Annotated in this window: 21 protein-coding genes and 1 tRNA gene; 2 read left to right on the forward strand and 20 right to left on the reverse strand. The window is 68.2% G+C overall.

The genetic code is table 11. From position 1 onward, the window contains the following. The 7 genes from FJY88_04720 to asnS all read right to left on the reverse strand — a co-directional run. Positions 1–633 (reverse strand): excinuclease ABC subunit UvrA (locus FJY88_04720; GenBank protein ID MBM3286638.1); only part of this gene is annotated, 633 nt, incomplete at its 3' end. A 59-nt stretch (positions 634–692) separates the two neighbouring features. Beyond that, positions 693–1,937, reverse strand: a complete 1,245-nt coding sequence (locus FJY88_04725) for an FtsX-like permease family protein (protein ID MBM3286639.1) — start codon at positions 1,935–1,937, stop codon at positions 693–695. Beyond that, entirely contained in the window at positions 1,927–3,147 is a 1,221-nt protein-coding gene (locus FJY88_04730; protein ID MBM3286640.1) for an FtsX-like permease family protein, read from the reverse strand. Before FJY88_04730 ends, FJY88_04725 begins: the two co-directional genes overlap by 11 nt. Continuing rightward, complete coding sequence (locus FJY88_04735) at positions 3,144–3,866, reverse strand: ABC transporter ATP-binding protein (GenBank protein MBM3286641.1); 723 nt, start codon at positions 3,864–3,866, stop codon at positions 3,144–3,146. Before FJY88_04735 ends, FJY88_04730 begins: the two co-directional genes overlap by 4 nt. A 3-nt stretch (positions 3,867–3,869) precedes the next feature. Beyond that, complete coding sequence (locus FJY88_04740; GenBank protein MBM3286642.1) at positions 3,870–5,240, reverse strand: efflux RND transporter periplasmic adaptor subunit; 1,371 nt, start codon at positions 5,238–5,240, stop codon at positions 3,870–3,872. A gap of 4 nt (positions 5,241–5,244) precedes the next feature. Continuing rightward, positions 5,245–6,621, reverse strand: a complete 1,377-nt coding sequence (locus FJY88_04745) for a TolC family protein (protein ID MBM3286643.1) — start codon at positions 6,619–6,621, stop codon at positions 5,245–5,247. 235 nt (positions 6,622–6,856) lie between these two features. Beyond that, on the reverse strand, positions 6,857–8,149 hold the full coding sequence (gene asnS, locus FJY88_04750; protein ID MBM3286644.1) for an asparagine--tRNA ligase: 1,293 nt from the start codon (positions 8,147–8,149) through the stop codon (positions 6,857–6,859). A 133-nt stretch (positions 8,150–8,282) separates the two neighbouring features. Between asnS and FJY88_04755 the strand changes: the two genes are divergently transcribed. Further along, positions 8,283–10,130: a hypothetical protein gene (locus tag FJY88_04755; GenBank protein MBM3286645.1), complete on the forward strand. Its 1,848-nt coding sequence runs from the start codon at positions 8,283–8,285 to the stop codon at positions 10,128–10,130. Positions 10,131–10,150: 20 nt separating this feature from the next. After that, positions 10,151–11,185 carry a DUF4388 domain-containing protein gene (locus FJY88_04760; protein ID MBM3286646.1) on the forward strand — a complete coding sequence of 345 codons (1,035 nt, stop codon included), beginning with the start codon at positions 10,151–10,153 and terminating at the stop codon, positions 11,183–11,185. A gap of 18 nt (positions 11,186–11,203) precedes the next feature. Here FJY88_04760 and FJY88_04765 read toward each other — a convergent pair whose 3' ends face one another. The 13 genes from FJY88_04765 to FJY88_04825 form a co-directional block, all read right to left on the reverse strand. Next, a complete protein-coding gene (locus FJY88_04765; protein MBM3286647.1) occupies positions 11,204–11,869 on the reverse strand; it encodes an HAD family hydrolase in 666 nt (221 codons plus the stop codon). After that, on the reverse strand, positions 11,782–12,834 hold the full coding sequence (gene waaF, locus FJY88_04770) for a lipopolysaccharide heptosyltransferase II (GenBank protein MBM3286648.1): 1,053 nt from the start codon (positions 12,832–12,834) through the stop codon (positions 11,782–11,784). The genes FJY88_04765 and waaF overlap by 88 nt, the downstream gene beginning before the upstream one ends. Further along, positions 12,831–14,804, reverse strand: coding sequence for a hypothetical protein (locus FJY88_04775; GenBank protein ID MBM3286649.1), 1,974 nt, complete (start codon positions 14,802–14,804; stop codon positions 12,831–12,833). The genes waaF and FJY88_04775 overlap by 4 nt, the downstream gene beginning before the upstream one ends. A gap of 3 nt (positions 14,805–14,807) precedes the next feature. Then, positions 14,808–17,987 (reverse strand): hypothetical protein, encoded by a 3,180-nt coding sequence (locus FJY88_04780; protein MBM3286650.1) that lies wholly within the window; start codon positions 17,985–17,987, stop codon positions 14,808–14,810. Between the two features lie 91 nt (positions 17,988–18,078). Next, positions 18,079–19,209: a diguanylate cyclase gene (locus tag FJY88_04785; GenBank protein MBM3286651.1), complete on the reverse strand. Its 1,131-nt coding sequence runs from the start codon at positions 19,207–19,209 to the stop codon at positions 18,079–18,081. 46 nt (positions 19,210–19,255) lie between these two features. After that, positions 19,256–19,549 carry a hypothetical protein gene (locus FJY88_04790; GenBank protein ID MBM3286652.1) on the reverse strand — a complete coding sequence of 98 codons (294 nt, stop codon included), beginning with the start codon at positions 19,547–19,549 and terminating at the stop codon, positions 19,256–19,258. A 123-nt stretch (positions 19,550–19,672) separates the two neighbouring features. Further along, a tRNA-Arg gene (locus FJY88_04795) sits at positions 19,673–19,746 on the reverse strand. A gap of 39 nt (positions 19,747–19,785) precedes the next feature. After that, a complete protein-coding gene (gene recN, locus FJY88_04800; GenBank protein MBM3286653.1) occupies positions 19,786–21,513 on the reverse strand; it encodes a DNA repair protein RecN in 1,728 nt (575 codons plus the stop codon). Position 21,514: 1 nt separating this feature from the next. Further along, positions 21,515–22,375, reverse strand: coding sequence for an NAD(+)/NADH kinase (locus FJY88_04805; GenBank protein MBM3286654.1), 861 nt, complete (start codon positions 22,373–22,375; stop codon positions 21,515–21,517). Beyond that, on the reverse strand, positions 22,372–23,337 hold the full coding sequence (locus FJY88_04810) for a polyprenyl synthetase family protein (GenBank protein MBM3286655.1): 966 nt from the start codon (positions 23,335–23,337) through the stop codon (positions 22,372–22,374). The genes FJY88_04805 and FJY88_04810 overlap by 4 nt, the downstream gene beginning before the upstream one ends. After that, positions 23,297–23,584 (reverse strand): exodeoxyribonuclease VII small subunit, encoded by a 288-nt coding sequence (gene xseB, locus FJY88_04815; protein MBM3286656.1) that lies wholly within the window; start codon positions 23,582–23,584, stop codon positions 23,297–23,299. The genes FJY88_04810 and xseB overlap by 41 nt, the downstream gene beginning before the upstream one ends. Further along, positions 23,581–24,981, reverse strand: coding sequence for an exodeoxyribonuclease VII large subunit (xseA, locus tag FJY88_04820; protein MBM3286657.1), 1,401 nt, complete (start codon positions 24,979–24,981; stop codon positions 23,581–23,583). The genes xseB and xseA overlap by 4 nt, the downstream gene beginning before the upstream one ends. Continuing rightward, a partial coding sequence (locus FJY88_04825; protein ID MBM3286658.1) for a bifunctional 5,10-methylenetetrahydrofolate dehydrogenase/5,10-methenyltetrahydrofolate cyclohydrolase occupies positions 24,924–25,141 on the reverse strand: 218 nt, incomplete at its 5' end. The genes xseA and FJY88_04825, both read right to left, overlap by 58 nt.

The raw sequence follows: 25,141 nt of genomic DNA on the forward strand, positions 1-25,141 counted from the left end.
CTCCTCCACGGTGATCCGATCGACGATCACCTCGATTGTGTGCCGCACGCCCTTGGCGAGGACGATCTCCTCCTCCAGCTCGCGCGCCGCGCCATCGATCCGCGCCCGCAGGAAACCCTGGCGGCGGAGGGCGTCGATCTCCTTCCTGTACTCCCCTTTCCGCCCGCGGACGATCGGCGCCAGGATCTGGATCCTCCGTCCGCCCATCTCCCCCACGATGCGATCCAGCATCTGATCGATCGATTGCCTGGCGATCGGCCGCCCGCAGCGATGGCAATGCTGCACGCCGATCCGCGCGAAGAGGACCCGGAGGTAGTCGTAGATCTCGGTCGTCGTCGCGACGGTCGATCTGGGATTGTGACCGGCGGAGCGCTGCTCGATCGAGATGGCCGGCGATAGCCCCTCGATCTGGTCCACGTCGGGCTTCTCCATCTGGCCGAGGAACTGGCGGGCGTAAGCCGAGAGCGACTCCACGTAGCGCCTCTGCCCCTCGGCGTAGAGGGTGTCGAAAGCGAGGCTCGACTTCCCCGACCCGCTGACCCCGGTGATCACGGTGAGCCTGTCGCGGGGGATGCTGATGTTGAGGTTGCGGAGGTTGTGCTCGCGCGCTCCTCGGATCTCGATTCGCTCCATGGAGGGGATTCTACACTCCGAGAGGCCGCTCGCGGCAGTCCCGGGTCGCCCGAAGCCGGCTACTCGTAGCGGAGGGCCTCCACGGGATCGAGGCGCGAGGCGCGCCAGGCAGGGTAGAGGCCGAAAAAGAGGCCGATCGACGCCGAGACCGCGACGGCGACGGCGACCCAGAGCAGGTCGATCCCGGCGGGGACGGGGAGGAAGAGCGAGAGGAGCACCGCAAGGAGCTGCCCGGCCACGATGCCGATCACGCCGCCGGCCCCCGTGAGGACGGAGGCCTCGACAAGAAACTGCCCCATCAGGTCCCTCCTCCTGCACCCGACCGCCATCCGCAGGCCGATCTCGCGTGTCCGTTCCCTCACGGAGACGAGCATCATGTTCATCACGCCGATCCCGCCGACCATCAGGCCGATGGACGATATCAGGACCATGACAAGGTAGAAGCCCTGCGTGACCTGCTCGTAGATCTCCATCAGGTTCGCCTGGGAGGTGATGCCGAAGTCGTTCTCCTGATCGGCCCTCAAGCCCCGTCGCCTGCGCAGGAGCTCCTCGATTTGATCCCGGGCGGCCTCGGCCTGGCCGGGGCCCGCCGCCGCCGCGACGATGTGATCGACCACCCTTCCGTACCCCGCCTTTCGCGCCATCCGTGTCAAGGGGATCAGCACGATCTGGTCCTGGTCCTGACCGAGGAACTTTCCCTTCGGCTCGAGGACGCCGACGACCCGGTAGGTCTCGTCTCCCACGGCCACGCGCGACCCGATGGCGCCGCCCGACGGGAAGAGGCTCTCCTCGATGGAGGAACCGATGACGCAAACGGCCGAGCCGTGCCGCACATCGTCCTCGGCCAAGGCGCGCCCGGAGCCGATCGACCAGTTGTTGGCGGCGATGTAGTCCCCGGTCGCGCCCACGACCCCGACCATCTTGGTCTCGGCGCGCCCGAAGGAGACCCGCTTCTGGTCCCAGATCTGCGGCGAGACATAGGCCACCGCGGGACAGAGGGCGGCGATCGCATCGGCGTCATCGACGGTCAGGTCCTTGCGCTCCTTGCGCTCGACCGGGCCGACTTGAATCCCAGCCTCGTGCTTCGAGATGTAGAGCACGCCGCTTCCCAGCGAGCCGATCTGCCTCGAGATCGACTGGTTCAGCCCCTGGATCAGGCTCACCATGGCGATCACCGTGGCGACGCCGATGATGATCCCCAGCAGGGTCAGCCCGGAGCGGAGCTTCTGCGACCAGAGGGTCGTCAGGGCCATGCGTATGTTCTCGGGAGCGAGGCTCCGCCGGGCGCGGCGATCAGACCTCATGTCGGAGCGCCTCCACAGGGACGAGCCGGCTCGCCTTCACAGCGGGCTGGATGCCGAAGAAGAGGCCGACGGAGGAAGCCAGCAGCAGGCCCACGGCTACGGACCAGAGGCGAATGGTCGCCGGCAGAGGGGTCGCCCCGCGAAGCGCGAGAGCGGCCGCGACCCCGAGAAGCACGCCGATCAGTCCGCCGAGGACCGCGAGCGCGACCGACTCGGAGAGAAACTGGAGCACCACATCGCGTCGCTTCGCCCCGAGCGCCCTTCGGATTCCGATCTCCCTCGTGCGTTCGGTCACGGAGACGAACATGATGTTCATGATCACGATCCCGCCCACCAGCAGCGAGATCGCGACGATACCGATCGTCAAGCCGTAGATGCCTCGCGTGATGTTCTCGTAGAGAGCGTAGTACATCTCGGAGGTCGCGATGTCGAAGTCGGGTTCGTCCCAGGGATTGAGCCCCCTGCGGAGCTTCATGATGAGGGCGGCTTCGTCCTGCGCCTCCTGCATCGACTCGGCCGAAATCGCGCGGACGTTGATCTCGATCGGATCGCGGCTTCCAAAGAGCTTGGCGTAGGTCGTCACGGGGATCAGAACGACGTCATCCTGCGACTGCCCGAGGATGCTCCCACGCTTCTTGAGAACGCCGACCACGGTGAACCGGTGGCGGCCGACGCGGAGGTCCCGGCCGATCGGATCGAGGGCGCCGAAGAGCTTCTCCCGGATCTGCTCCCCGATCACGGCGACCGAAGCGCGGCCCTGCACGTCGTCCCGCCCGAGGTGCCGTCCCGCCTCGATCTCGAGGGTCCGCAGCTCGGGGTAGCCGTCTCCCAGGCCGACAACCGCCGCCCCCCGCGCCTCGTCGCGCCCCAACTTGAGGTTCTCCCGGCGCGAGACCACCGGAACGACCGCAAGGGCGTGCCTCATCTGCCGGGCCAGGGCATCAGCGTCATCGATCGTGAGGTTCCGCCTGCGCAGCATCTTGAGCCAGGTCTCGGAGTCGGTCGTGAAGCCGAACTTCGTGATCGAGAAGACGTGGCTCCCGGTGGAGAGGATCTTGTCCGACACGTAGGTGTTGAATCCCTCGATGATCGCGACCACCGCGACCACCGACCCCACGGCCACCACGTTTCCCAGGATCGTGAGAACCGAGCGGAGCCTGTTCGCCCAGAGGATGGAGAGCGCCAGGCGCAGCGCTTCGAGCAGTTTCACGAACCGTGCCCCGCCGCAGGCCCGCCCTTCCGGATCGTGTCGGAGGCGATCCTGCCGTCGAGGAGGCGGACGATCCGCCTGGCATGGCGCGCGATCCCCTCGTCGTGCGTCACCAGGATGATCGTGTTGCCAGCGTCGTGGATCCGCTGGAAGGCCGCCAGGATCTCCTCCCCCGTCTTGGAGTCCAGGTTCCCGGTCGGCTCGTCGGCGAGAATGAGACTCGGCTCCGTCACGAGGGCGCGCGCGATCGCCACCCGCTGCCGCTGTCCTCCAGACAGCTCGTTCGGTCTGCGCTGGGAGCAATCCCCGAGGCCAACCCATTCGAGGGCGCGCTGCGCGCGCCGGCGCCGCTCCGCCATCGGGATCCCCGCATAGACCAGGGGAAGCTCCACGTTCTTGAGAGTGCTCGCGCGCGGGAGGAGGTTGAAGGTCTGGAAGATGAACCCGATCTCCTCGTTGCGAATCCTGGCCAGCTCGTCATCGTCCAGGCCGTGGACCTCGCGCCCGTTCAGGAAATAGGTCCCGGCGGTTGGGGAATCGAGGCATCCGATCAGATTCATCAGGGTCGACTTCCCGCTGCCTGATGGACCCATCACCGCGAGGAACTCGTTGCGGCGGATTTCGAGATCGACTTCGTCGAGCGCGCGGACCACTTCCTGGCCGAGGTGGTAGGTGCGGCTCAGCCCCTTCAGTTCGATGAGGATGCCATCGCCGGCCATCGTCTAGGGCTCCCGCTCGGAGGTCTCCGTCTCCTTCTTCTTCGCGCCGCCCTTCTTCTTCTCCAGGCGGACCCGATCCTGATCGGAGAGGGTGCGGATCGTCTTGTAGGGGCCGACGATCAGCTTCTGGCCCGCTGCCAGCTCGCCGGAGATCTCGACGTGCGTCTCGCCCCTCAGCCCCAGCGAGACCGGCACGAAGCGCGCCTTGCCGTCCTCGAGCAGGAAGACCCCTTCCGTCAGATTCCTGGCGGCGGGGCCCGTCGTGTCGGGCATCGACTCCTTCGTGAGCTTGCGACCTTCTCGCTTCGCCTTCCATCTCTCGCAGACGGCCGGCGGGCGGGCGGTCAGGGCCTGGAGCGGAACGGCGAGAACGCTGTCCACGCTACCCGTCATGATCTCGACATCCGCGTTCATCCCCGGGCGGAGAACCTCGGGCGGGGCGCTGAGAAGAACGGCCACCTCGAAGCTGGTCGCCTCCTGGGCCGATCCCGTGCTACCCCTCCCCGACTGCCCGACGCGCGTCACTTCCCCCTCGAGCGTCGAGTCGGGAAGCGCGTCGACAAAGACCCGGGCCTGCTGCCCCGGCCTCACAATGACCACGTCGGTCTCGTCGACCTCGGCGAGAACCTCCATTGCCGAGAGATCCGAGAGGGTGAGGATCACGGTTCCGGGGTTGTTCATCGTTCCCGTGATGACGTTCTCGCCCACCTCGACGTTGAGTGAGGTCACCACCCCATCCATGGCCGCAAGGAAGATCGTCTCGCGAAGGTCCTTCTCCCCTTGGGCGAGCGCGGCCTTGGCTCTCTGGATGTCCTCGCCGGCCGCCCGGAGGCGCGCCCCGGCGACATCGGCCATGGTCCGCGCGGAGGTCAGCTCCTGCTCGGACGCCAGCCCTCTCTCGGAGAGCTTCTCGATCCTGGACAGATTCTGCTGTGCCTCCCGCAGCTCCGCCTGGGCCAGGGCCTCCTGCGCCTTGCCTGACTGGATCTGCGCCCGGAGCTGCTCGACGAGCGACCGGTAGCGCTCGTCGTCGAGCCGCAGAAGAAGATCCCCCTTGCGGACCCTCTGGCCCTCTTGCACGGGAACCTCTTCGATCCGGCCCATCACGTTGCTCGACACCTGGATCTTGGATACGGGTTGGATCTTGCCGGGAGCCCTGACCCATGACTCGATCTTGTGGGCCTTCACATCCTCCACGCGGATCTGGACTCCCCTGGAGGACTTCTTGGGCTTGAAGTTCAACGCGACGAGACCGACCAGGACAATGACAGCGATCCCGATCAGAAGGAACTTCCTGTTGATCCTCGCCACCCTCACCCTCCTTCCCTGGACCGGACCACGCGGGGCGCTTGCTCCGTTCTGAGATGCAGTCAGTTGCCTAGCGGCCCAGCGCGCGCGCCTGCAGAGCGAGGGCTACGTGCAGCGCGATCCGGGCGTTGACCAGGTCGGTTTTGGCGCGGGTCAACTCCGCCTGCGCATTGTTGACCTCGAGAATCGTGCCGCCGCCGTTTTCATAGAGGGCCTGTTGCAGCTTCAGGTTCTCCTCCGCCAGGGCGACCGATTCGATCGCCGCGAGCACCCCCTCGTTCCCGTTGCGGATCGCGACCTGCGCCTCACGGACAGCAAGGGATGCCTCGAGCCTCCGCAGCCTTCGCTCTTCCCGCGCCGCAGCGAGATCGGCCTTGGCGGCGGCGATGCCGCCGATCGTCTCGAGGCCATCGAAGAGGTTCCAGCTCAGCCCGATCGAGTAGCCCCACTGCGCGCCGTCATCCTTGATGCCGCCGGGATCGGTCAGATCTCCCAGCCGGTCGGCCCCCTTCGAGTAGCTCAGGCCGGCGCCGATCACCGGTAGCTGCGACCAGACCGCGGAACGATGCCTGTGCTTGGCCGCCTGCAGCCTCGCTTCCGCCTGACGGACCTCGGGCCGGTACTCGAGCGCCTCGCGGGTCAGGCCGTCCTCATCGGAGACGATCTCCGGAGGATCGGCGACATCCTGGACGATCTCCAGCGGTTCGCGCGCATCCATCCCCATCAGGACGGCGAGACTCGCCCGCTCCTGCTCGATCGCGTTGCGGGCCGCGATCCGCTCCCTATCGGCGGCGGCGCGGTTCACGCGCGCCTGCAGGACATCCGCGCGGGCGACCGAGCCCAGCTCGAAGAGGGCCTCCGACTTGCGCAGCTGCTCGTTGGCCACGGCCAGCGCTTCCGAAGCGACCTTCTCCAGGAGGATCGCCTTCAATAGCAGAAAGTACTGTTGCCGGACTCCGTAGGCGAGGTCCGCCTCGCCCGCGCGGAAGTTCTCGCGGGCGGAGGCGAGATCGGAGACCGAGGCGCGATACCTGTAGACGCCCGGAAGATTGAGGAGGTTCTGCGTGACGCTGTACTCAGACGAGTAGCCGTCATTCACCTGGTCGTAGCCGAGGACGCGAAGACTCCAGGGCCGCGACGAGTCGCCCAGATCGAGGGCGTAGATCGGGTCCCCCGGCCTCGAGGCAGTCTGCCTGAAGCCCGCGGAGACATTCACGGAGGGGAGGAAGGCGGATGTCGCCGAAAGCCGGCTCGCGCTGGCCCCCGCCACGCCATAGCGGGCAGAAGCCAGAACGGGACTGTTCTTCCGCGCAAGCTCGACGCACTCGTCTACAGAGAGCGCCGCCGCCCTGCCCTCCGATCCGAGCGCGCCCCAGGCCAGAATGACCGCGGCCGCCATCGCCGCCGTCCGGCGGCAACCCAGATGATCCGATCCGGCGTGGTTCATTTCGTTCTCCTCGTCCAGAAGGATGAAGCCCGCGAGTCCGTACGCGGAAGCGAGCGCGGAGGTTCCAGCGAACGCGGGCAGGCGCCCCCGGACGGGCCCTCCACTCGACCATGGCCACACGAGACGGACGGCAGAGACAGCCAACCCCGACGCACCAGCCTAGGAACGCGGTCAGAGAGCGTCAACGCGAAAGTCCCCGCCGCCGCCCGAGCCGAGCGCTGGCGCATGGCCCCTCTCAGGGGTAGAGGCGGTAGAGCATGCGCGGAAACGGAATGGCCTCCCTGAGATGGTCGATCCCGCAGATCCAGGTCAGGGTCCTCTCGATGCCCATTCCGAAGCCCGCGTGCGGGACGGAGCCGTATCTCCTCAGGTCGAGGTACCACTCGTAGTGTCCTCTCGGGAGGCGCTGCTCCTCGATCCTGCGCTCCAGGATCTCCAGACTATCCTCCCTCTGCCCGCCGCCGATGATCTCCCCGTATCCCTCGGGGGCGAGAAGGTCGGCCGAAAGAGAGAGCCTTGGATTGCAGGGATCGGTCTTCATGTAGAAGGGCTTCACCGCCGTCGGGAACCTGTGGACGAAGACGGGACAGTCGGACTTCGCGCAGAGGAGCGTTTCGTCTGCGGCCCCCAGGTCGCCGCCCCATTCGAACGGGTGCCCTTCCGCATTGAGGATCCCCACCGCGTCGTCGTAGCTGACCCTGGGGAAGGGTCTCTGCACCTTCTCGAGCGGCGTCGTGTCGCGACCGAGGACGGCCAGGTGGGCGCGGCAACTGTCGAGGATCCGCGAAACAAGATAGACGATCATCTCCTCCTGGAGATCGAGAACCGCATCGAGGTCCGCGAACGCCACCTCCGGCTCGAGCATCCAGAACTCGATCAGGTGGCGCCTCGTCTTCGACTTCTCTGCGCGGAAGGTCGGCCCCAGGCAATAGACGCGGCCGAAGGCCATGGCGGCCGCTTCCATGTAGAGCTGGCCGGATTGCGTGAGATAGGCCTTCTCATCGAAGTACTGCGTCTCGAAGAGCGTCGTCGTCCCCTCCACGGCGGCGGGCGTGAAGATCGGCGCGTCGATCAAGACGAATCCTCGATCATAGAAGAAGTCCCTGCATGCCTTGAGGAACTCGTTTCTGATCGAGAGGATCGCGTGCGGCCTGCTGGAACGCAGCCAGAGATGGCGCCGGTCGAGGAGGAAGGCGGGGCCGTGCTCCTTCGGCGTGATCGGGTAGTCGGGAGAGTCGCCGATCCGCTTCACGCGATGGATCGTCATCTCGCAGCCGCCCGGAGAACGCGGATCCTCCCGAATCAGGCCTTCCAGCTCGACCGACTCCTCGATCGATAGCCCCGCGGCCACGGCGAAGATCTCGGGGGCGACGTCCGCCTTCGATGCGACCCCCTGGATCCTTCCTGTCCCATCCCGGAGGTCGATGAAGACGAGCTTCCCCGACGAGCGGACATGGGTGACCCATCCGCGGAGACGAACCTCTTGCCCCACAAACCGTTGGACCTCGGCTACGCGAACCTCAGACACTGAGTCCTCCCGAGAGAGCCCCTTCTCAAGTCCCGATCCGATCTACCGATATAGAACATAAGGGGTTGATGAGCCTCAGAGGCTAACGGCCACGGTAGCGAGGGTCAATCGAAAAGCCCCGGGGATGCGATCGATGCGCTCATCCAGACGCTCGACGGCGGCAGCCGGTTGGGTTCTCTCCCTGGCCCTGGGCCTTCTCTGGGTCCTGGCCGTCGCATGCCCGGCTATCGCCGAGGCTCCGCCGGCCGAGCGAGCGGCGCAGGAGAGAGCCGAGACGGGCGCCTGGGCCTCGCCCGCCGCCGCCTGGCACCACCTTCTCCTCGCGCGTGAAGCAGCTCGCGCGGGGAATCGGGCGCCGGCGGTCTCGAACTATCGTCTCGCCGCCACACTCGATCCCGACCTGCTCGGGGCATGGCTCGGCCTCGCTCGGCTCGGCGCCCCCTCGAATCCGGCCCTCTTCAGCGAGGCGATCACCGGCGCCGGGGGGGCGATCGCGCGAAACTGGGAGATCCAACGCAGGCTCTGCGCTCTCGCCATTCCTCCGATCTGGACCGCGACCACGATCGCGGCCGTCCTTGCGCTGGCCTCGCTCGGGCTGCGACACATCCGCCGAAGGCGGCATGTTCTTGTCGAGGGGCTCGAGTCTCATCTCGGTCTCGTCAGGGCGAAGGGAACCGCGACGCTTCTCTGCCTTGTTCCCGTCGCCATCCAGTGGGGCCTTGCCGCCACGGCCGCCGCCTACGCCGGGCTCTCCCGCGGCGAACTGAGCAGGCGGGAGAAGGGTCTCGCGCTTGTGGCCCTCCTGTGGCTTCTCTTGATGCCCGGCGTCTGGAAGCTCGCCTCCCCGGCCGCGGCCCCGATCGCCGCGGGCGCCCCCTCCTATCTCGTATCGCGTGCGCAGCGCGAGGTCCCGACGCCGGAACTGGAACGGGCGATCGCCGACGCCGACCGGCGAGCGGACTCCGCCGCGGAGGCATTCGCCCTCGGGATGATCCGCCGGCGCCAGGGGAAGCTGGACGACGCTAGATCGATGTTCGCCCGTGCAGCGGCCGGCGAGGGGACGGTGGCGCGGGACGCCTCGCTCAATCTCGCCAACATCCTCTTCTGGTCGGGCGATGCCGCAGGGGCGGCGCGCGCGTACGAGGCCCTGCTCGACGCTCCGGGCACTCGCTGGGAGGCGCGGTACAACCTTGCGGTCGCCCTGAGCAGGCTCCGCCGGTTCGAGGAAGCCGACCAGAGGCTCGACGAAGCGGCGCGCCTCGACTTCGGCCGCATCCGCTCTGAGACCAGGATCGGCGGCCACGGAGCCTCCGCGGACGTGACCGACGGCCTTCTGTCTGCGATGGACCTGTGGGCCCTGGAGAAGGCGGGCGCCACCGGGAGCGCGCCCGCCCCCCTGTTCCTGAGCTGGCTCTACCCCGGCGGGCGGTCGTCCGCGGCTCCTTTCGCGATCATCGCGGCCCTTCTGGCGGGCGGATGTTTCGACGCGCTCCTCCGCAGACGGTTGCGAGTGAGGACCTGCATGCGCTGCGGCACTCCCGTCTGCAGGAGGTGCGTCACGCGCGTATCGGCGCGGAGTTATTGCAGGCGATGCGCGAGCCTGCTCGGCATGCCGAGCGAGCGCGAGCGCGGCCGCCTCCTTCTCCGCCGGGTCATGGGGGAGGATCGAGGGCTCGAGGACCGTCTCAGGGACTGGGGCGCGGTACTTCTGCCCGGAGTCGGCCTGATCGCTCGCGGGCGTCCGCTGAGCGGCGCGCTACTCGCATGGCTCTTCCTTCTGGGTCTCCTGCTGGCCACGGGCGTGGCATCGGCTCTCCCTCCTTCCCCCCTCACAATGGGGATCGAGGAGATCCTGGGGCTCTTCGGCCTCGCGCTGATGATCCTCTCCGCAGGCGGATCGGCATGGATCGCGCACCGCGTCGTCCGGCGGCCTAGCGTCCGTCACTTCTTCGAGAGGGACTCGTACAAGCTGGCCGCCTAGGCCGGCCGGGAGGGCGGACGATGCCGATCCAGGGAAGCCTGCGCGACTTGAGCGTTCTCGAGACCCTGCAGCTCATCGGCACACAGCGCAAGAGCGTGACGCTGAGGCTCCAGGAGGGAGGAGCGCGGATCGACCTCCACTTCCAGGACGGCCTCCTGGTCGCCATCGAGAGCGTCGAGCCGGGCCGCAGAGAGCCCTTGATCGACACGATGGTCGCGCTCGGGCACATCTCTCCGGCCGAAGCCCTTCCGCTGATCGAGCAAGTGCGTGACGCGAGGCGGAATGCGTGGCAGGCGCTCCGCTCCGTCTCTCGCATCGAGCGAGAGACCTGCGAGGCCGTCTATCGCGCCGTGACGGAGGCGACGCTCGACCGCGTCCTCCTGTGGGACCGCGGCCACTTTTCCATGCATCCCCTGGCGGCGGTCGAGCGGGTCTTCGATCCGGGCATCTCGATGGACAGCCTGCTCCTCGACGCCATGAGACGCCTCGATGAGCTGGCTGCCTGGAAGCAGGGGGAAATCCCGCCGACGCTGGTCCCATGCATTCCCGGCGGGGGTGAGCTGGTCATCACCTCGGATCCGCTCCGGCGCGCGGTCTCGAAGCAGACCGATGGCCGGCGCACGATCCAGGAGATCGTCGACGCGACGGGGCTGGGCGAGTATGACGTCTACGAGACGATCACGACGGGCATCCTTGAGGGGTGGCTTCAGATCTTGGATCGTCCCGCGCAGGAGAAACCAGTCCAGAGCGGCGCGCGGGAAGTTCTGCGACGCTCCCCTGTCATCATGGGACTCGTGGCAATCCTCGTTGTCGTCGCGATGAGCTCGTGGATCGACCGCCGTCTTGCGGTCGATCGGGGGCTCTGGGACCAGGCCCGCGCGCAGTGGGAAGAGGGAGACCTGCGGAGACTGATCGAGGTCTACCGGTTTCGCAACGGGGCCTATCCGTCCGATCTCGCGTCGCTCCAGACGGAGGGGCTTCCCGTCGCGGACGCGACCGTGCAGAGGTGGTTCTATCGCGTCGACGGGACATCCTATCGCCTGACCCCACACTGAGCCGCCCCGCCCGGCGCATCAGGCCGGCGGCCCAACGCTCCCGTCGACAGCGATCAAGTGAGCGACCGCGGCGGCAAGATCGTGAGCGACGTAGCAGGCATCCGCGAGACGGGCGGGATCGCGAAGCCTGGCCTCCTCCTGTCCATAGCCGGTCAGGACCAGGATGCCCCGGCAGCCCAGGGCGGCACCGGCCAGAAGGTCATCCATCCGGTCTCCGATGACCCACGACTCCTTCAAGGAGAGACCGAACCGCAGGGCGGCGCGCTCGATCATCCCCGACGCCGGTTTGCGGCAGGAGCAGGGACCTGTGTGATCAGGATGATGCGGGCAGATCTCGATGCCGTCCAGATCGGCCCCTTCCGCCCGAAGAAGATAGAGCAGCCGATCGTGGACCCCCTCGACGTCGTCCATACCGAACCAGCCCCTGGCGACTCCCGACTGGTTGGTGACGAGGATCCTCCCATATCCCGCCTCCCCGAGGCGCCGGAGCGACTCGGCGACGCCGGGCAGCAGACGAACCCGATCCGCCTCGTGGAGGTATGGGATCAGTTGGAGAATCGTCCCATCCCGGTCGAGAAAAACCGCGCGCTTTCCCATCAGGACCGCCCTCCCTCCGCAGCCGGGGAAGCGAGATGCAGAGCCAACCGTCTCGCGACCATCTCGGGCTGCAGATCGCGCAGGCATTCGATCTCGGTCGGACACTTCCTGCCGTAGCAGGGGGAACAGGGAAGACCGAGGGAGAGGGCGGCCGAGCGCCTCCCCAGCGGGCCGGTCCATTCGGGATTCGTGGATCCGAAGAGCCCGACGACCGGACAGCCGGCGGCCGTCGCGAGGTGCATCGCGCCGGAGTCGTTGCTGACGGCGCCCGCGACGAGGCGCAGAAGCGCGAGGCTCTGCCTCAGGCTCATCTCGCCGGCGAGGGATCGCGTCTCGCGCCCGATCTCCAGGGCAAGCGTCTGTCCCGCCCGGCTCTCGTCCCCCCCGCCCACGATGACGATCTGCCGGCCCCCGGCCTGAAGGATTTTGCCGAGCCGAACCCAGTGCTTCAGAGGCCAGCGCTTCGTCTCGCCATACGTCGCCCCGGGACAGAGGGCGATCGTCCGGTTCCCCTCGAACCCCAGCGCGGAGAGGCGCCGCGCGGCCTCGTCGATCTCGTCGTCGCCGATCGGAAGCGCGGGATCCAGATCCTCGTCGCTATCGATGGCGCGGGCGCGACCGCGGGAATGATCGGAGGAGCCCGCCAGCCCTGCGGCGAGCGCCAGGTACTGCTTCGCCAGGTGGACCTCTCTCGGGGAAACCGGCAGGGCGCGCGTGAGGAGAACGCCTCTCCCGTCGCTGGCGTAACCCACCCTCGCGCGGATCCCGGCAACGTATGGAACCAGAGCGGATCTCATGGAAGGCGACAAGAGGATCGCCTCCTCGACGCCGCCCCTTCGCAATCGTCTCGCCACGCGCGCCATGCCGCCGATCCCCCTGCCCGAGACCAGCAACGACAGGCACGGCCAGCGACCATAGAGAGGAGCGACCCGCGGGTGCGCGACGAGGACCGCGCGGGCACCTCCATCCGCTCGCGTGAGCAGGCGCACGGCGGGCGCGGCGAGAACCGCGTCGCCGATCCAGTTCGGGAGCATGATGGCCCGGACGCTCACTGCCCGCGCCTCCCCTCCCCCGCCCGTCTCCTTGCCTCAGCCAGAGAAGAGGCGACCTGCTCCCTGTTTGGGGCGGCAGGCTGAAGCCGCAGATAGGTCTCGAGGGCTTGCGCCGCCAGCGCCCAGTTCCCCTCCGCGGCGGCCGCCCGGGCCAGCTCGTAGTGGGCCGGAGCGAACCCCGGTTGATCCCGTATCACCTTCGACAGCTCGATCGCCGCGCGCCCCGGGATGTTGCCCGCGAGAAACGCCTTCGCGAGGTTGTAGCGGAGTTCGACCGATCGGGGCTCCAGGTCGAGCCCCTCTTGCAGCGCTTCGGCCGCCTCCACGGCCTCGCCTTCCATGAGAAGGGCCGAGCCCAGATTGTTCCAGAGCCGCGGGTTCCGAGGATCCCACTTGATCGCGAGGCGAAGCAGATCGATCGCTTGCGACTGTCGATCGTTCCCCGCGAGAAACCCGGCCAGATCGGAGAGGAAGCGGGCCTCCTCCGCTCCCCCCTTGATCTTCTTCCATTCCTCGAATCCCTCTTCGGGTCTCCATGGATGGCCTTCGCGCAGGCGGAAGAGAACGAGCGCCCCGCGATCGGTCGCCGGATCGCCCACGCTCACGATCGGGTCGGCGCGCAGGGCCAGCGCGCGAAGCAGCGCCGCTCCCGCCGGGCGCCTCGAGATGTCGGAACGGATCGCATCGAGCGAGCGGGCCGTGAAGAGCGCGTGCGTGAAGGGGCCGAACCAGCCGGGCCAGTGAGCGAAGTCCCACCGCTCAGGCCGCTCGATATGCGTGGGCAGGACGAATGAGGGGATCGAATCGGGAGCCTCGGGGGTCGATGCGTCCCGCAGGAGGAGCCCCGAGCGTCCCACCTCCCTGGCCAGAGTCTCTGCGAGCTTCGCCGCCCGCCCGGAGCGATCGAGCTGCGCCCGAATCTGGACCTGCGCCCCCCAAGCGACGGGGAGAACGATCCCGATCGCCAGCGCGGCTCGAAGCCCGGCCCGATTCCTGCGCGCGCGCAAGTGAATCGCCTCCGCGCCGACGGAGGAGAGCGCCGCCGCTACTGGAACGGCAAGGCCGACCGCATCGGGACGCCTCGCGCCGAGGATCGCAGGCAGCAGCCATAGCGAGGCGATCCACGCGAGTCGCAGGCGCGCCGTCGCCTCCCGGCGAAGGAGCAGTCCGCCTGTCGCGCAAAGGACGAGGACAACGACGCCTGGAGTCCAGCTCGCGACAAGCAGCCGCCCCGCGGGCCCATCCCCGATTCCCGGCCACCCTGCGGCAATGAACCGAAAGGGAAGCCGGGAGATCGCCTCGACCGGGGCGGTCAGACGCCCCGGCTCGAGGCCAAACCAGATGGGGAGCGAGAGCAGAACGGCGAGACGACGAGCCCGGCCGCCCAGAATGAGGCCGAGGGCTGCCAGGACAATCCCCAGGGGCGTCAGGGAGAGGATGAACGACCAGAGGAGGAAGTGAAGACGATGGCGGCCGGGGCCGCTCACGATCAAGGCCAGGGGAGCCGCGAGCGCCCACCCTTCCAGTCTCTGGGATCCCGCGATCCCGATCGGGGCGCATGCGGCGAGAAACCCTGCGAGCCAGCCCCAGAGCCCCGGTCCCTGCCGTGCGGCGAGTCCCGCGGCCAGCCCGGCGGCAGCCGTCCAGAGAATAGCCAAGATGGCGCGGGAGAGCGACTCTCGTTCGCGGATCCAGGCGCTGCGGTTCGAGGCCGCGGCCTCCCCCGCTATGGCCGACGCGGCATAGGCGGCGTTCTGCCCCAGAGCCAGGGGGATGGTCACGAGCAGTTCGGTCCGGGCCTCTCCAACCTCCCCGGCCTGGCGGAGCCCCTGGAGCGCGAGGGCCCCCCGGGTCCAGGCGCGCGCGGCGTCAGGATCGGTCGGAAACGGCAGGCGGATGGCGAGCGCCAGGAGAGCGCACACGATCGCCGCCGACCCGCGGGATCCCAGGGTCGAGAGGGCAGGAGTCACCTTCTAGAATCCGCTGCCGATAGTGAACACGCCGCGCGGATCATCGATGTTCTCGCGGAAGTCCGTCCTCTGGGCCAGGTCCCATCGGAGGACCGCGAACCCCACATTCCACGCGACGGAGAGTCCGTAGGAGGCCCGGATGTCATCGAGACCGAATCGCCCCTTGGTCGTCCTGAAGGCCCGGAACAGCTCGTGGTCCCTCCAGGCGGCCCCCGCGTCGAAGAAAAGGGCCCCGCGGACTCCGCGCATCCCCAGGGGAAGCGGCCAGCCGAGCTGGAGCACCTCGATCAGGGGGAAGCGGAACTCGAGATTCAAGAGCCCCACGTTGCTCCCCGAGAGCTCTCCGTAGTCGAAACCGCGAAGCGTGAACGGCCCCCCGATGCGGAAGACCTGCGGATCGCGGCCGTGGCTCGTCGCGCCGATCGTCCGCAGCGCGAGGGCATAGCGTTGCCTCACGTTCCAGTAGCTCCTCCTGTCGACGATCCAGCGAGAGGCCTGAATGTCGCCGAGCGAGACATCGACGCCGAGGTAGCTTCGAGCGCCTGCGATCGCGCCCGTGCTTCCATTGAGGGCGTTGTCGTGCACGAGCGCGATCCCCGGTCGCACGAAGTAGAGCTCGGACTTCTCGGCCGGATCGAAGGCGATGTAGTCGGGCCCGTAGTACGACTGCCTGTAGACGGTCTCCGAGACCCGCAGCCCCTCCAGGGTGAGATCCACCCTCCGGAATCGACTGAACGGGCGCGAGAGGGCAAGCTCTCCCCCGCGGTAGATCTGGCTGACGAACTCGTCGGTCGACTCGGCCGTGGACAGGAAGAAGTCCTCGCGCACCTGGAAGAGGGCGATGCCGTAGTTGATCCTGTTCGCCAGATTCGCGTACTGGACGATGAGATCGGAATCGGACAGGTCGCCGTAGACGTCAGCACCGATCAGCAGATTGTGATCCCCGAGGACATCCGAGAACTGCAGGTAGGTCTGCGCGGCCACGCCAACGTTCGATGCGAAGAAGCCGTTGGCTTGGGCGTAGTCCACCGAGAAGCTCAGCCTGTAGCGATCGATCTTGAACCCGGTCGTGTCGGGAAGCTCCTTGTGCAGCGCGAAGACATCGCCGACCCGGGGAGGAGGATCCGGTCCACCCGAGCTGTCGGGCGAGGCCGTCAGGTCCACCGGACGCGGGCGCATGTTCAGGGTGTCGGGGGCGGCGACGAGGCTGTCGAGCCATGCGACCGTTCCTGCCGCTTCCCGCGGCGTCCCCGCCGGCTCAACGGCATCGACCGGAGCCGTCCGCTCGCCCCCGCCCCCACCAGCTATCTCGGCCTTCTCGATGACGACATCCGTCCGCCGCAGGACGGCCGTTGAGAGCGAGTCTTGTCCGCCGAACGGGAGCGCAGTCGCGATCCCGGTCGTGTCGATCGCCGCGCCATCGCCGAACTTCGCCAGGGTAATCGGGTCCTTGATCGCGAAGAGATCCCACGTGCCGCTGCCGAACGCCGAGAAGACGCAGCGCCGGCCGTCCCGAGAGAGGGACAGCGCGGGCGCCAGCGGGACGACGCCTGTCACTCCGCTCAGGAGATCGGTGATCTGCGCATCCCTTCCGCTCGAGAGGTCCCGGATGTAGAGGTTCGCGATCCCGGTCCGATCGGAAACATAGAGGAGCCTCGTCCCGTCGGGGAAGACCTGGGGAGATGTGTTCATCCCCGACATGCCGGGCAGCAGATGAACGGCGCGGGTCTCCAGGTCGAGGATCGCGAGGCGCGTGTGCGAGAAGATCAGATTCTCGAAGTCGGTCCCCTCGCCCTGGTCCGTGACGAACACGATCGAGCGCCCGTCCGGAAGGTAGCGCGGGGAAAGGGCGAGGTAGCGATCGTCCGTGAGGCGCTCGAAGGAGCCTCCCTCCAGATCGCAGCGAAACAGGTCGCTCCTTCCCCCATCGAGACCCACGAAGACGATCGAGCCTCCATCCGGCGAGAAGGACGGGTTGGCGATCCCATCAAGGGGGAAGCGCAACCGATCGAGCGTGCGGCCATCCTCGGCCTGGAGCAGGTAGATCGCGTCGCTCCCCCCCACCTTGGCGGCGCACACGAGCGTCTCCCCGTCAGGCGAGAAGTCGAACGAAGCATTCAGGAAGCGCAGCGACTCGAACGCTTCCCGCCGGTCCCCCTTCACGAGGCGCCGGTCGATCCTCCCGTCAAGGGCGCTCGCCAGGTAGAGGTCGATGTAGAGGGAGCGGTCCGAGAGAAAGACCATCCTGTCCCCCGCGGGACTCAGCGCCGGCGCGAGATGGAAGGTCGAGAGCGACTTCTGCCCATCGGTCAGACGGCGCGCGCACTCCTCCGGCTTCTTGTGGTCGCGGATCTGCGGCAGATACGTCCTGCGGACATCCTCCATCCAGTCTTTGCTGAACTTCTCGACCGTCATTCCGAGCACGTCGCGAAATGCCCGATCCAGGTTGCGCGTCCTCGCCACGCGCTTCAGGAGCTCGCCGATCCGATCATCCCCGAAGGTGGCGCCCATGTAGGCGAAGATCGATTGCCCGAACCTGTACACGCGTATGTCGCCCACGAGATCGAGCGTCTCCAGATCGATGAGGTACCCCTGCAGGGCGGCGTCGCGAAGCCACATCTCGGTCAGATTGTCGACCTTCGTGACCGAGAGGTACTCGCACATCCCCTCCATGAACCAGAGGGGCGGCTGGTAGATGCCGAAGGGATTGGAGAGACCCCGGGGTCCCTGCCCGTAGAGGATGTCGAGCTGGAATGCATGGACCAGCTCGTGCGTCAGCACATGATCCAGGTCGCCGTAGCCGCCCGTGAAGGGGAGGGTGACGCGCCGCTTGAGGAACTCGGTCACCCCCCCGGTCCCCTCGTGGATCAGGCCCGTCATGACGTTGGTGGACTGGAAGTCGGCGTGCGAGGCGTACAGGACGAGCGGCACCTTCTGCTCGATCTGATGTCGCAGGATGGTGGAGAGGCGGGTGTAGGCCCGCTCGGCCATCCGTGCCGCGTCCATCGCCGCGGCGCGCTCCCCCTCATAGAAGTAGACGCGGAAGTGCTTGGTCTCGATGACCGACCATGCGAGGTCCTTGTATTGGACCTTGTTCTGGCCGAAGCCCTGGGCGTTGGCGCCGGCGGCGACCGTCGCCGCCAGGACCAGGGCGCACATTGCCACGCGCCAGCAGGTGATCATCGGGTCGCGCCTTCCCTTGAGTTGCCCCTCTTGAGTCTGATCCTAGCACACGGAGGGGAGGGGGACAGGACCCGAGGCGGACAATCCCGGCTCAGGCCGCGAGACCGCCGGGGGACGCGGCGGCCCCATCCGTCGGCGAGGAGACGGGGCGACCGGCGGAGGCGCCGGCGTGCGGAAGCGGCGCGACAACGGTTTTGCCGGCCGGCGCGGGGGTCTCGGTCACGCCCCCGGCCGGTCCCGCGAGCATCTCGCGCAGATCGACGTGAAGGGCCTCCGCGGCCGCATGCAGGAGCCTGGCGACGTCGGTCCCATCGTCGGGGGCCGAGGCGACGCCCCAGGAACAGGCGCAATCCTCGCCGAGGCCCAAGTCCGACATCATGCGGGCCAGGGCCTGCTTGAGACGGGCTACGAGGACAAGGGCCCCATCGCGCGGAGTCTCCGGGAGAACGAGGGCGAGCGCAGAGCCGCAGTAGTGGGTCAGATGGTCGCTTCCGCGGATGCTCCGAGCGAGGGCGCCCGCGACCTCGCGCAGCCTCGCATCCGCTGCCGCGCGTCCGCGACGCAGGGCGACCCGCGCACCCGGATCGACCTCGATGAGCAGAAGGCTCAGCGGCAACCCCAGGCGCGCCGTCCGCAGAAGCGCACGACGGAGGATCTCGCGGAGTTCGCGCTGGTTGGGCAAGGTCGTTGCCGCGTCTGTCCGGGCGAGCCTCTCGACCTCCGCGAGCCGCTGGTCGTTCGCCTCGCTGATCGCTAGGGCATCGCCGAGCAGCTCCGCCGCGACGAGGTCCTCCGTGCGGAAGGATGGCCGTTCAGCGGAGCGAAGAAGAACCAGTACTCCATGGCACTTTCCCCGGCGGTGAATCGGCAACGCGATGTAGGAGCCGACATCAAGACCCGGCCACCCGTCCTGGTGGCGATGGAACCCTCCGTGCGCCTGCACACGGGTCTCGAGGAATCGGGAACGTCGCGAGAGCACATGCCTCGCCACGCCCGTGAGGTGGGCGGCGGTCTGCGTCCCGAGGCCTCCGTCGGGACCCACCGCGCTCTTGACCCATCCGCCCTCTCCGGGGATCACCGTGTAGAGAACATCGACCTCCAGGCCCCGACAGATCCCCGCGAGGGCTCTCTGCCGCGCGCATGCGCGGTCGGTCTCTCCGAGATCGAGGATCTCCATGAGGAGCCGATTGAGATCCCCTGGCCTCTCCTGGCTGACCGGCACTCGAGTCCCTCCCGTGAGGAGGGCTCAAGCGCGCAAGGGTCGTGCCTCAGGGATGCCCATCCGTGGGCTTTTCGCGGCTCCTCCACGCCCGGAGAGCCGCGCGCAGGGAGGCCACGACGCGCCAGAGCATGAAGAGGGCGAGCGCGCCGGCCGCTGCGATCGCTCCCGGGATCGTGGGCCGCGGCAAAGGGATCCTCTCGCGGAGAGGCAGGGCGATCACGATGAACCAGACGAGGGCGACGATGACGGCGATGCGGGCAAGCACGGTCAGGAGGAGCGGCAGATAGGCTTCGGGGCCGATCGGCGAGACGGGCTGGGATCCTCGGATACCGCGTTGCATCGCGCAATCTCCTCCCGGCAGGCTGCATGGCCGCGCCGCCGCCCCCGCCTGTCATGTCAGGATGAGCGCCCGCCCCGAAACGGTCAAGGCCGTCCGGCAGCGCCGGACGGCCAGGATGCATCTTACGCCCGACAGGATTCGAACCTGTGACCTCTTGCTCCGGAGGCAAGCGCTCTATCCAGCTGAGCTACGGGCGCGCTCCGCGGGAACACGGGCCACCGCCCCTTCCCGCGCGATCAAGCTGTAGCAGATCGACGCGTCGATCGCAAGGGCGCGGCGGGACTCGGGCCGCTCAGCAGGGCCTCAGCGTGCTTGCGAGCGATCACTGAGTCCATCTCCCCTGCGAGCATGCGCGCCAGCTCCCCGATCCGCCCCTCTCGGTCCAGGGGCGAAACCCTCGCGTGCGTTCTTCCCGCACGCTCGGTCTTCTCCACCCGAAGGTGCTCCTCCGCTCTGCAGGCGATCAGGGGCAGATGGGTCACAAGGAGAACCTGGCGGGTCGCGGCGAGGATCTCGAGACGCCGCGCGACCGCCGCGGCGGTCGCCCCCCCCACACCAGCATCGACCTCATCGAAGATCGCTGTCCGGGGCTCCTCGCGGCCGCCCAGGACGGCGAGCAGCGCCAGCAGGCTCCTCGACAGCTCCCCCCCGGACGCCACCGAGGCGAGCGGGCCCGCCCCCTCCCCCGGGTTCGGCCGGAGGCGAAGGTAACCGCGATCGACGCCGTCCGGGAAGGCCCGCAGAACCTCGCCGTCCATGGGAAGACCCTCCTCGGAACCGGCTTCCTCCGTCTCCAGGACAAGGTCGAGGGCGGCTCCGGACATTCCGAGATCGCGAAGCTCATTTGTCACGGCGCGGCCCAAGGCGGGAGCGGCCCTGACGCGCGCCGAGTGCAGCCGTTGGGCAGTGGAGGAGGCGGCTTCTCGCGCCCGCTCCGCCTCCCGGGCCAGGTCGGAGACGGCCAGCCGCAGCCGGTCCGTCTCCTCCAGAAGGCCCGCGACGGCCGCTCGCCGCGCGAGGATCGCGTCCTCGGAGGCGCCGTACTTCTTCCTGAGGCGCGACAGGAGCGCGAGCCTCTCGTCGATTGCGTCAAGATCCTCCTCCGCCGCTTCCGAGGCGGGGACCAGGCGCCGGGCCCGTCGCAGCGCCTCGCGCGCGGCGACGATCTCCTCACGAAACGGCCGCCACTCGTCCCCCAGCCCCCCGAGTCCGTGAAGGGCCGACTCGAGGCGATCCGCGCAGGATCCCTCCTGCTCGAAGAGGCCGGCCTCCAGATCGTCGCGGGCTTCGGCCGACCTGCGCCCCGAGGCCGCGGCGATGCGCCGCTCCCTGAGCGCGGCCTCCTCGCCGGGCGAGACGCCTGCCCGATCGATCTCCTCGAGCTGGAAGCGATGCCATTCCTCCTTGTCGAGCAGATCCTCGAGCCGTCTCCTGCTCGCGTCGAGATCCCCCGCCAGATCCCGCCACCGCGTCCGGGCAGCCGCATAGGCATCTCTCTCGGGCAGGCAGCCCGCGAACCGGTCCGCCAGATCGAGCTGCACCGCAGGATCGAGGAGGCGCCGGTGCTCGCCCTGCGCGTGGATCGCGAGGCAGCACTCCCCCAAAGCCCGCAGATCGGACAGGCGGGCGTTCCGACCCTGGATCCACGCCTTTCCCTTCCCGCCCCGGCCCAGTTCCCTTCTCAAGTGGATCCGGCCGCTCTGCGGAGCGCAGGAGAGGCGCTCCGCCATGGCAGCCGCGGCGGGGAGCCGCTCGAGATTGAAGAGCCCTTCGACCATGAGACTGCCGGCGCCCTCCCGGATCCAGTCCGTGTCGCCTCGCCCTCCCGCGAGGAATCCGATCGCGTCGATCAGGATCGACTTGCCCGTTCCCGTCTCGCCGGTGACGGCGTTCAGTCCCTTCCCGAAGGCGATCTCCGCCTCCGACAGGATCACGAAGGACTCGAGCCTCAGTCGTTCGAGCAACTCATCCTCCCCACTTCAGCTTCTCCTTCAGGACGTCATAGAAGCTGCTCTTACGGGAGAGAAGGAACTCGATCGTCCCCCCTGCGCGGCGGATCAGGACCTGCTCGCCTGGGCCGAGATCGACCGCTTCCTGGCCGTCGGCCACGACTTGCACCCTCGCCTCCGGCGGCGCGAAGCGGACGCTGATCGATTGGTCGCTCGGGAAGAGAATCGGCCGCATGGAGAGGATGTGCGGGCAGATCGGCGTCGCGATCAACGCCCGAAGAGTAGGCTCGACGATCGGTCCGCCGGCCGACAGGGAGTAGGCTGTCGACCCGGTCGGCGTCGCGACGATCAGGCCGTCGGCCTTGACCTCGCCCATCTCGCTCTCGCCGATCTTGGGGAAGAGGGTCAGCAGGCGATGGCCGACCTCGTGAATCGCGAAGTCGTTCATCGCGAGGCGACGATCGCGCGTGCGGCCGGCCTCGTCAATGATCGCGGCCCTGAGGAGGATCCGCGTCTCCCGCCGGTAATCGCCCGCCAGCACGCCTTCCAGGGCAGGGAACATCTCTTCCACGGAGATGTCTGTCAGGAAGCCCAAACCGCCGAAGTTCACTCCGAGGATCGGGACACGGTGCGGATAGACCCTCCTCGCGGTGGAGAGGAGCGTTCCATCCCCGCCGAGGACGACCACGAGGTCCGACTCCTTCGCCAGATCGTCGCGCTCCGCGACGCGCGCTCCCTTCGGCGTGGGAAGGACGTGGGGCGGGACGATCACCTCGTGGCCGCGGGACTCGAGCCAGTTCGTGAGGTTCCGAACCGCCGCGTCGCACCCTGGCTTCGAGAGGTTCGGGTCGATGGCGATCCGCTTGAAACTGTTCACGTCTCATCCTCCGGCCATACGCCGTCCACCCTGGAGGCGACGGCGTGCACCAGATCCTCGAACACCGGGGCCATCCGTCCAAAGGTCGCGGCCGTTCTTGAGGCGGCCCGCGCGCGCCTTCGCGCCTGGCTGCGAGCCGCGAGCGCTCCGACGATCCGCGGGTAGGTCGCCTTCTTGAGCCTCGCATCGCTGCCCGCCGGACGGCCCAGATCCTTCTCGCTCCCCTCCACGTTCAGGATGTCGTCGACGATCTGGAAGAGGAGACCCAGCTCATCTCCGAAACGATCCAGCACGCGGAGGCTCTCTCGCGTCGCCCCTGCGAACTCCGCGCCGATCCTGAGGGAGGCGCTGATCAGGCTCGCCGTCTTCCTCCTGTGGATCCCGCGCAGCGTCTCCTCCGTGACCCTTCGACCTTCCGCGGCGATGTCGTCGACCTGCCCGCCCAGCACGCCCGTCCCTCCGACCGCGCGCGCGAGGGATCGTATCGCCGCCGCCCGGCGGGCGACATCCCGTTCCTCGCTCAGGACCTCGTAGGCGCGATTCAAGAGAGCGTCTCCCGCCAGAACCGCCAGGGCCTCGCCGAAGGCGCGGTGGCAGCTCGGCCTCCCTCTTCTGTAGTCGTCATTGTCGATGCAGGGGAGGTCATCGTGGATCAGCGTGAAAGTATGGACCAGCTCGAGGCTCGCGGCCACGCGATAGATCCGCGCGGAACGCCCGCCGCAGGTCCGATGCCCCAGCACCGCAAGGGCGGGCCTGAGCCTCTTTCCTCCCGGGAAGACCGCGTAGCGCATCGCGCGCTGCAGAGAAAGGGGCACATCGCGGCGGAGGCGCAGGATGTCGCGCAGGGCGACCTCGATCCGAGGGAGCTCCCCCTCGAGCCACCGACCCCACGCGCCGCCCGGCCCTCGCGTCGCGCAGGCGTCAGAACGGGAGTCCCGAGTCGCCCGAGTCCTCTTCTTCATCCTGCTCCTCGCGCTCGCCGCTGCCGGCCGTCTCCTGCGGGGCGAGCGACCGGATTCGCTGCTCGGCCTCGTCGAGCCTCCGCCCGCACTCCTTCGCCAGCAACGTCCCCTCCTCGTAGAGCGCAAGGGTCTGCTCCAGGGGCAGCTCCTGTCCCTCCAGCGCCTGGACGATCTTCTCGAGCCTCGCAAGCGCCTCCTCGAAAGAGAGAGGCGCCCCTCCTTCCGGAGAGGGGTGCTTCGCCTTCATCCCCAGTCCTCCCTTCGCTCGATCACTCCGCACCCGAGGGCGCCCCTTGAGAGGACGACCTCCACGCTCTCGCCTTCGGCCACCTGCTCCCACGATCGGACGGGAATCCGATCCGCCTCGCGCAAGCAGATCGCATAGCCGCGCTCCAGAACCGACCGGGGGCCTACCGCCTCCAAGTGAGCGTCGCGGGCCGCCACGCGCTCCCGCATTGACCGGCACCAGCGCGCGGCCGCGGCGTGCAAGCGCAACGCCTGCTCGCCGATCCTGAGACGCGCGCGCCGCACGACCTCTCGCGGATCCCTCGCCTTCCACCTGCGAACCAGGCCGTCAAGCCGGCCCCTGCGATCGGTGATCCCGCCCACCCAGCCCATCTGCAGCCTGGAGGAGATCTCGTCGAGCCGCTGCGCCCTCTGCCGGACTATGTCGCGCGGACGCTTGAGGCCGTGGCTCCCCTCGAGCCTCGAAAGCCGCAGGGCTCCGATGCTGAGGCGCGCCTCCGCCCTGTGACGGAGCTGAGCCCCATGGTGCCGGATCAAGCGAAGAACCTCGACCGCCGCAGGGGCGGCAAACTCCGCCGCTTGCGAAGGCGTGGCCCCTCGCAGGTCGGCCGCCAGGTCGGCGAGGGTGATGTCGATCTCGTGCCCGATGCCGGTGACGACCGGGACCGGGCATGCCGCGACGGCTCGCACGACCGTCTCCTCGTTGAAGGTCCAGAGATCCTCCATGCTCCCGCCACCCCGCCCGAGGATGACGAGGTCGAGGTCTTTCTCCCGCGCCACGGCCCCCATCGCTCGGGCGATCTGTTCCGCGGCCCCCTCTCCCTGAACCTGGCAGGGGCTCAAGATCACTTCGGCGAGAGGCCATCTCTCCCCCAGCACCCTCGTGATGTCCCGCACGGCCGCGCCTGTCGGAGACGTGACGACGCCGATCTTCTCCGGGAAGGGGGGTAGCGGCCGCTTGCGTTCGAGGGCGAAAAGCCCCTCCTCCGCCAGCCTGGCCTTCAGCCTTTCCAGGGCGGCCTGCAGCTCGCCGAGTCCTGCCGGCTCGATCGCGTCGACATAGAGCTGCAACCGGCCCTGCACCTCGTAGATCCCTAGGCTGCCGTGGGCCCGAACCTCGATCCCATCGGCGGGCTCGAACCGGAGCTTCCGGGCCGCGTCGCGCCACATGACGCACGCGACCCGCGTCTTCGAGTCCTTCAGATCGAAGTAGAGATGTCCCGACGGTTGATGCCGCTTGCATCCGGTGATCTCGCCGGCCACCCAGGCAGGCTCCGTGCCGGTCTCGATCGCGTCCTTCGCCAGGGCGAGAAGTTGAGAGACGCTCAGGACCTCGCCGCTCATGCCTCCGCTCCGCCCTGCAGCTCCGCCGCGCGAACCGCGTTGGCCATCAGACATGCGACCGTCATCGGCCCGACGCCCCCCGGGACTGGACTGAGCCAGGAGGCGATCTCCCCGACCGACGAGGCCTCGACATCGCCGACAAGGCGACCGTCCTCCGTTCGGTGGATCCCCACATCGACGACGATCGCCCCGGGCCGCACCCAGGTCTCGTCGA

The sequence above is a fragment of the Candidatus Eisenbacteria bacterium genome, assembly GCA_016867495.1.
In the GTDB taxonomy this organism is placed as follows: Bacteria; Eisenbacteria; RBG-16-71-46; order CAIMUX01; family VGJL01; genus VGJL01.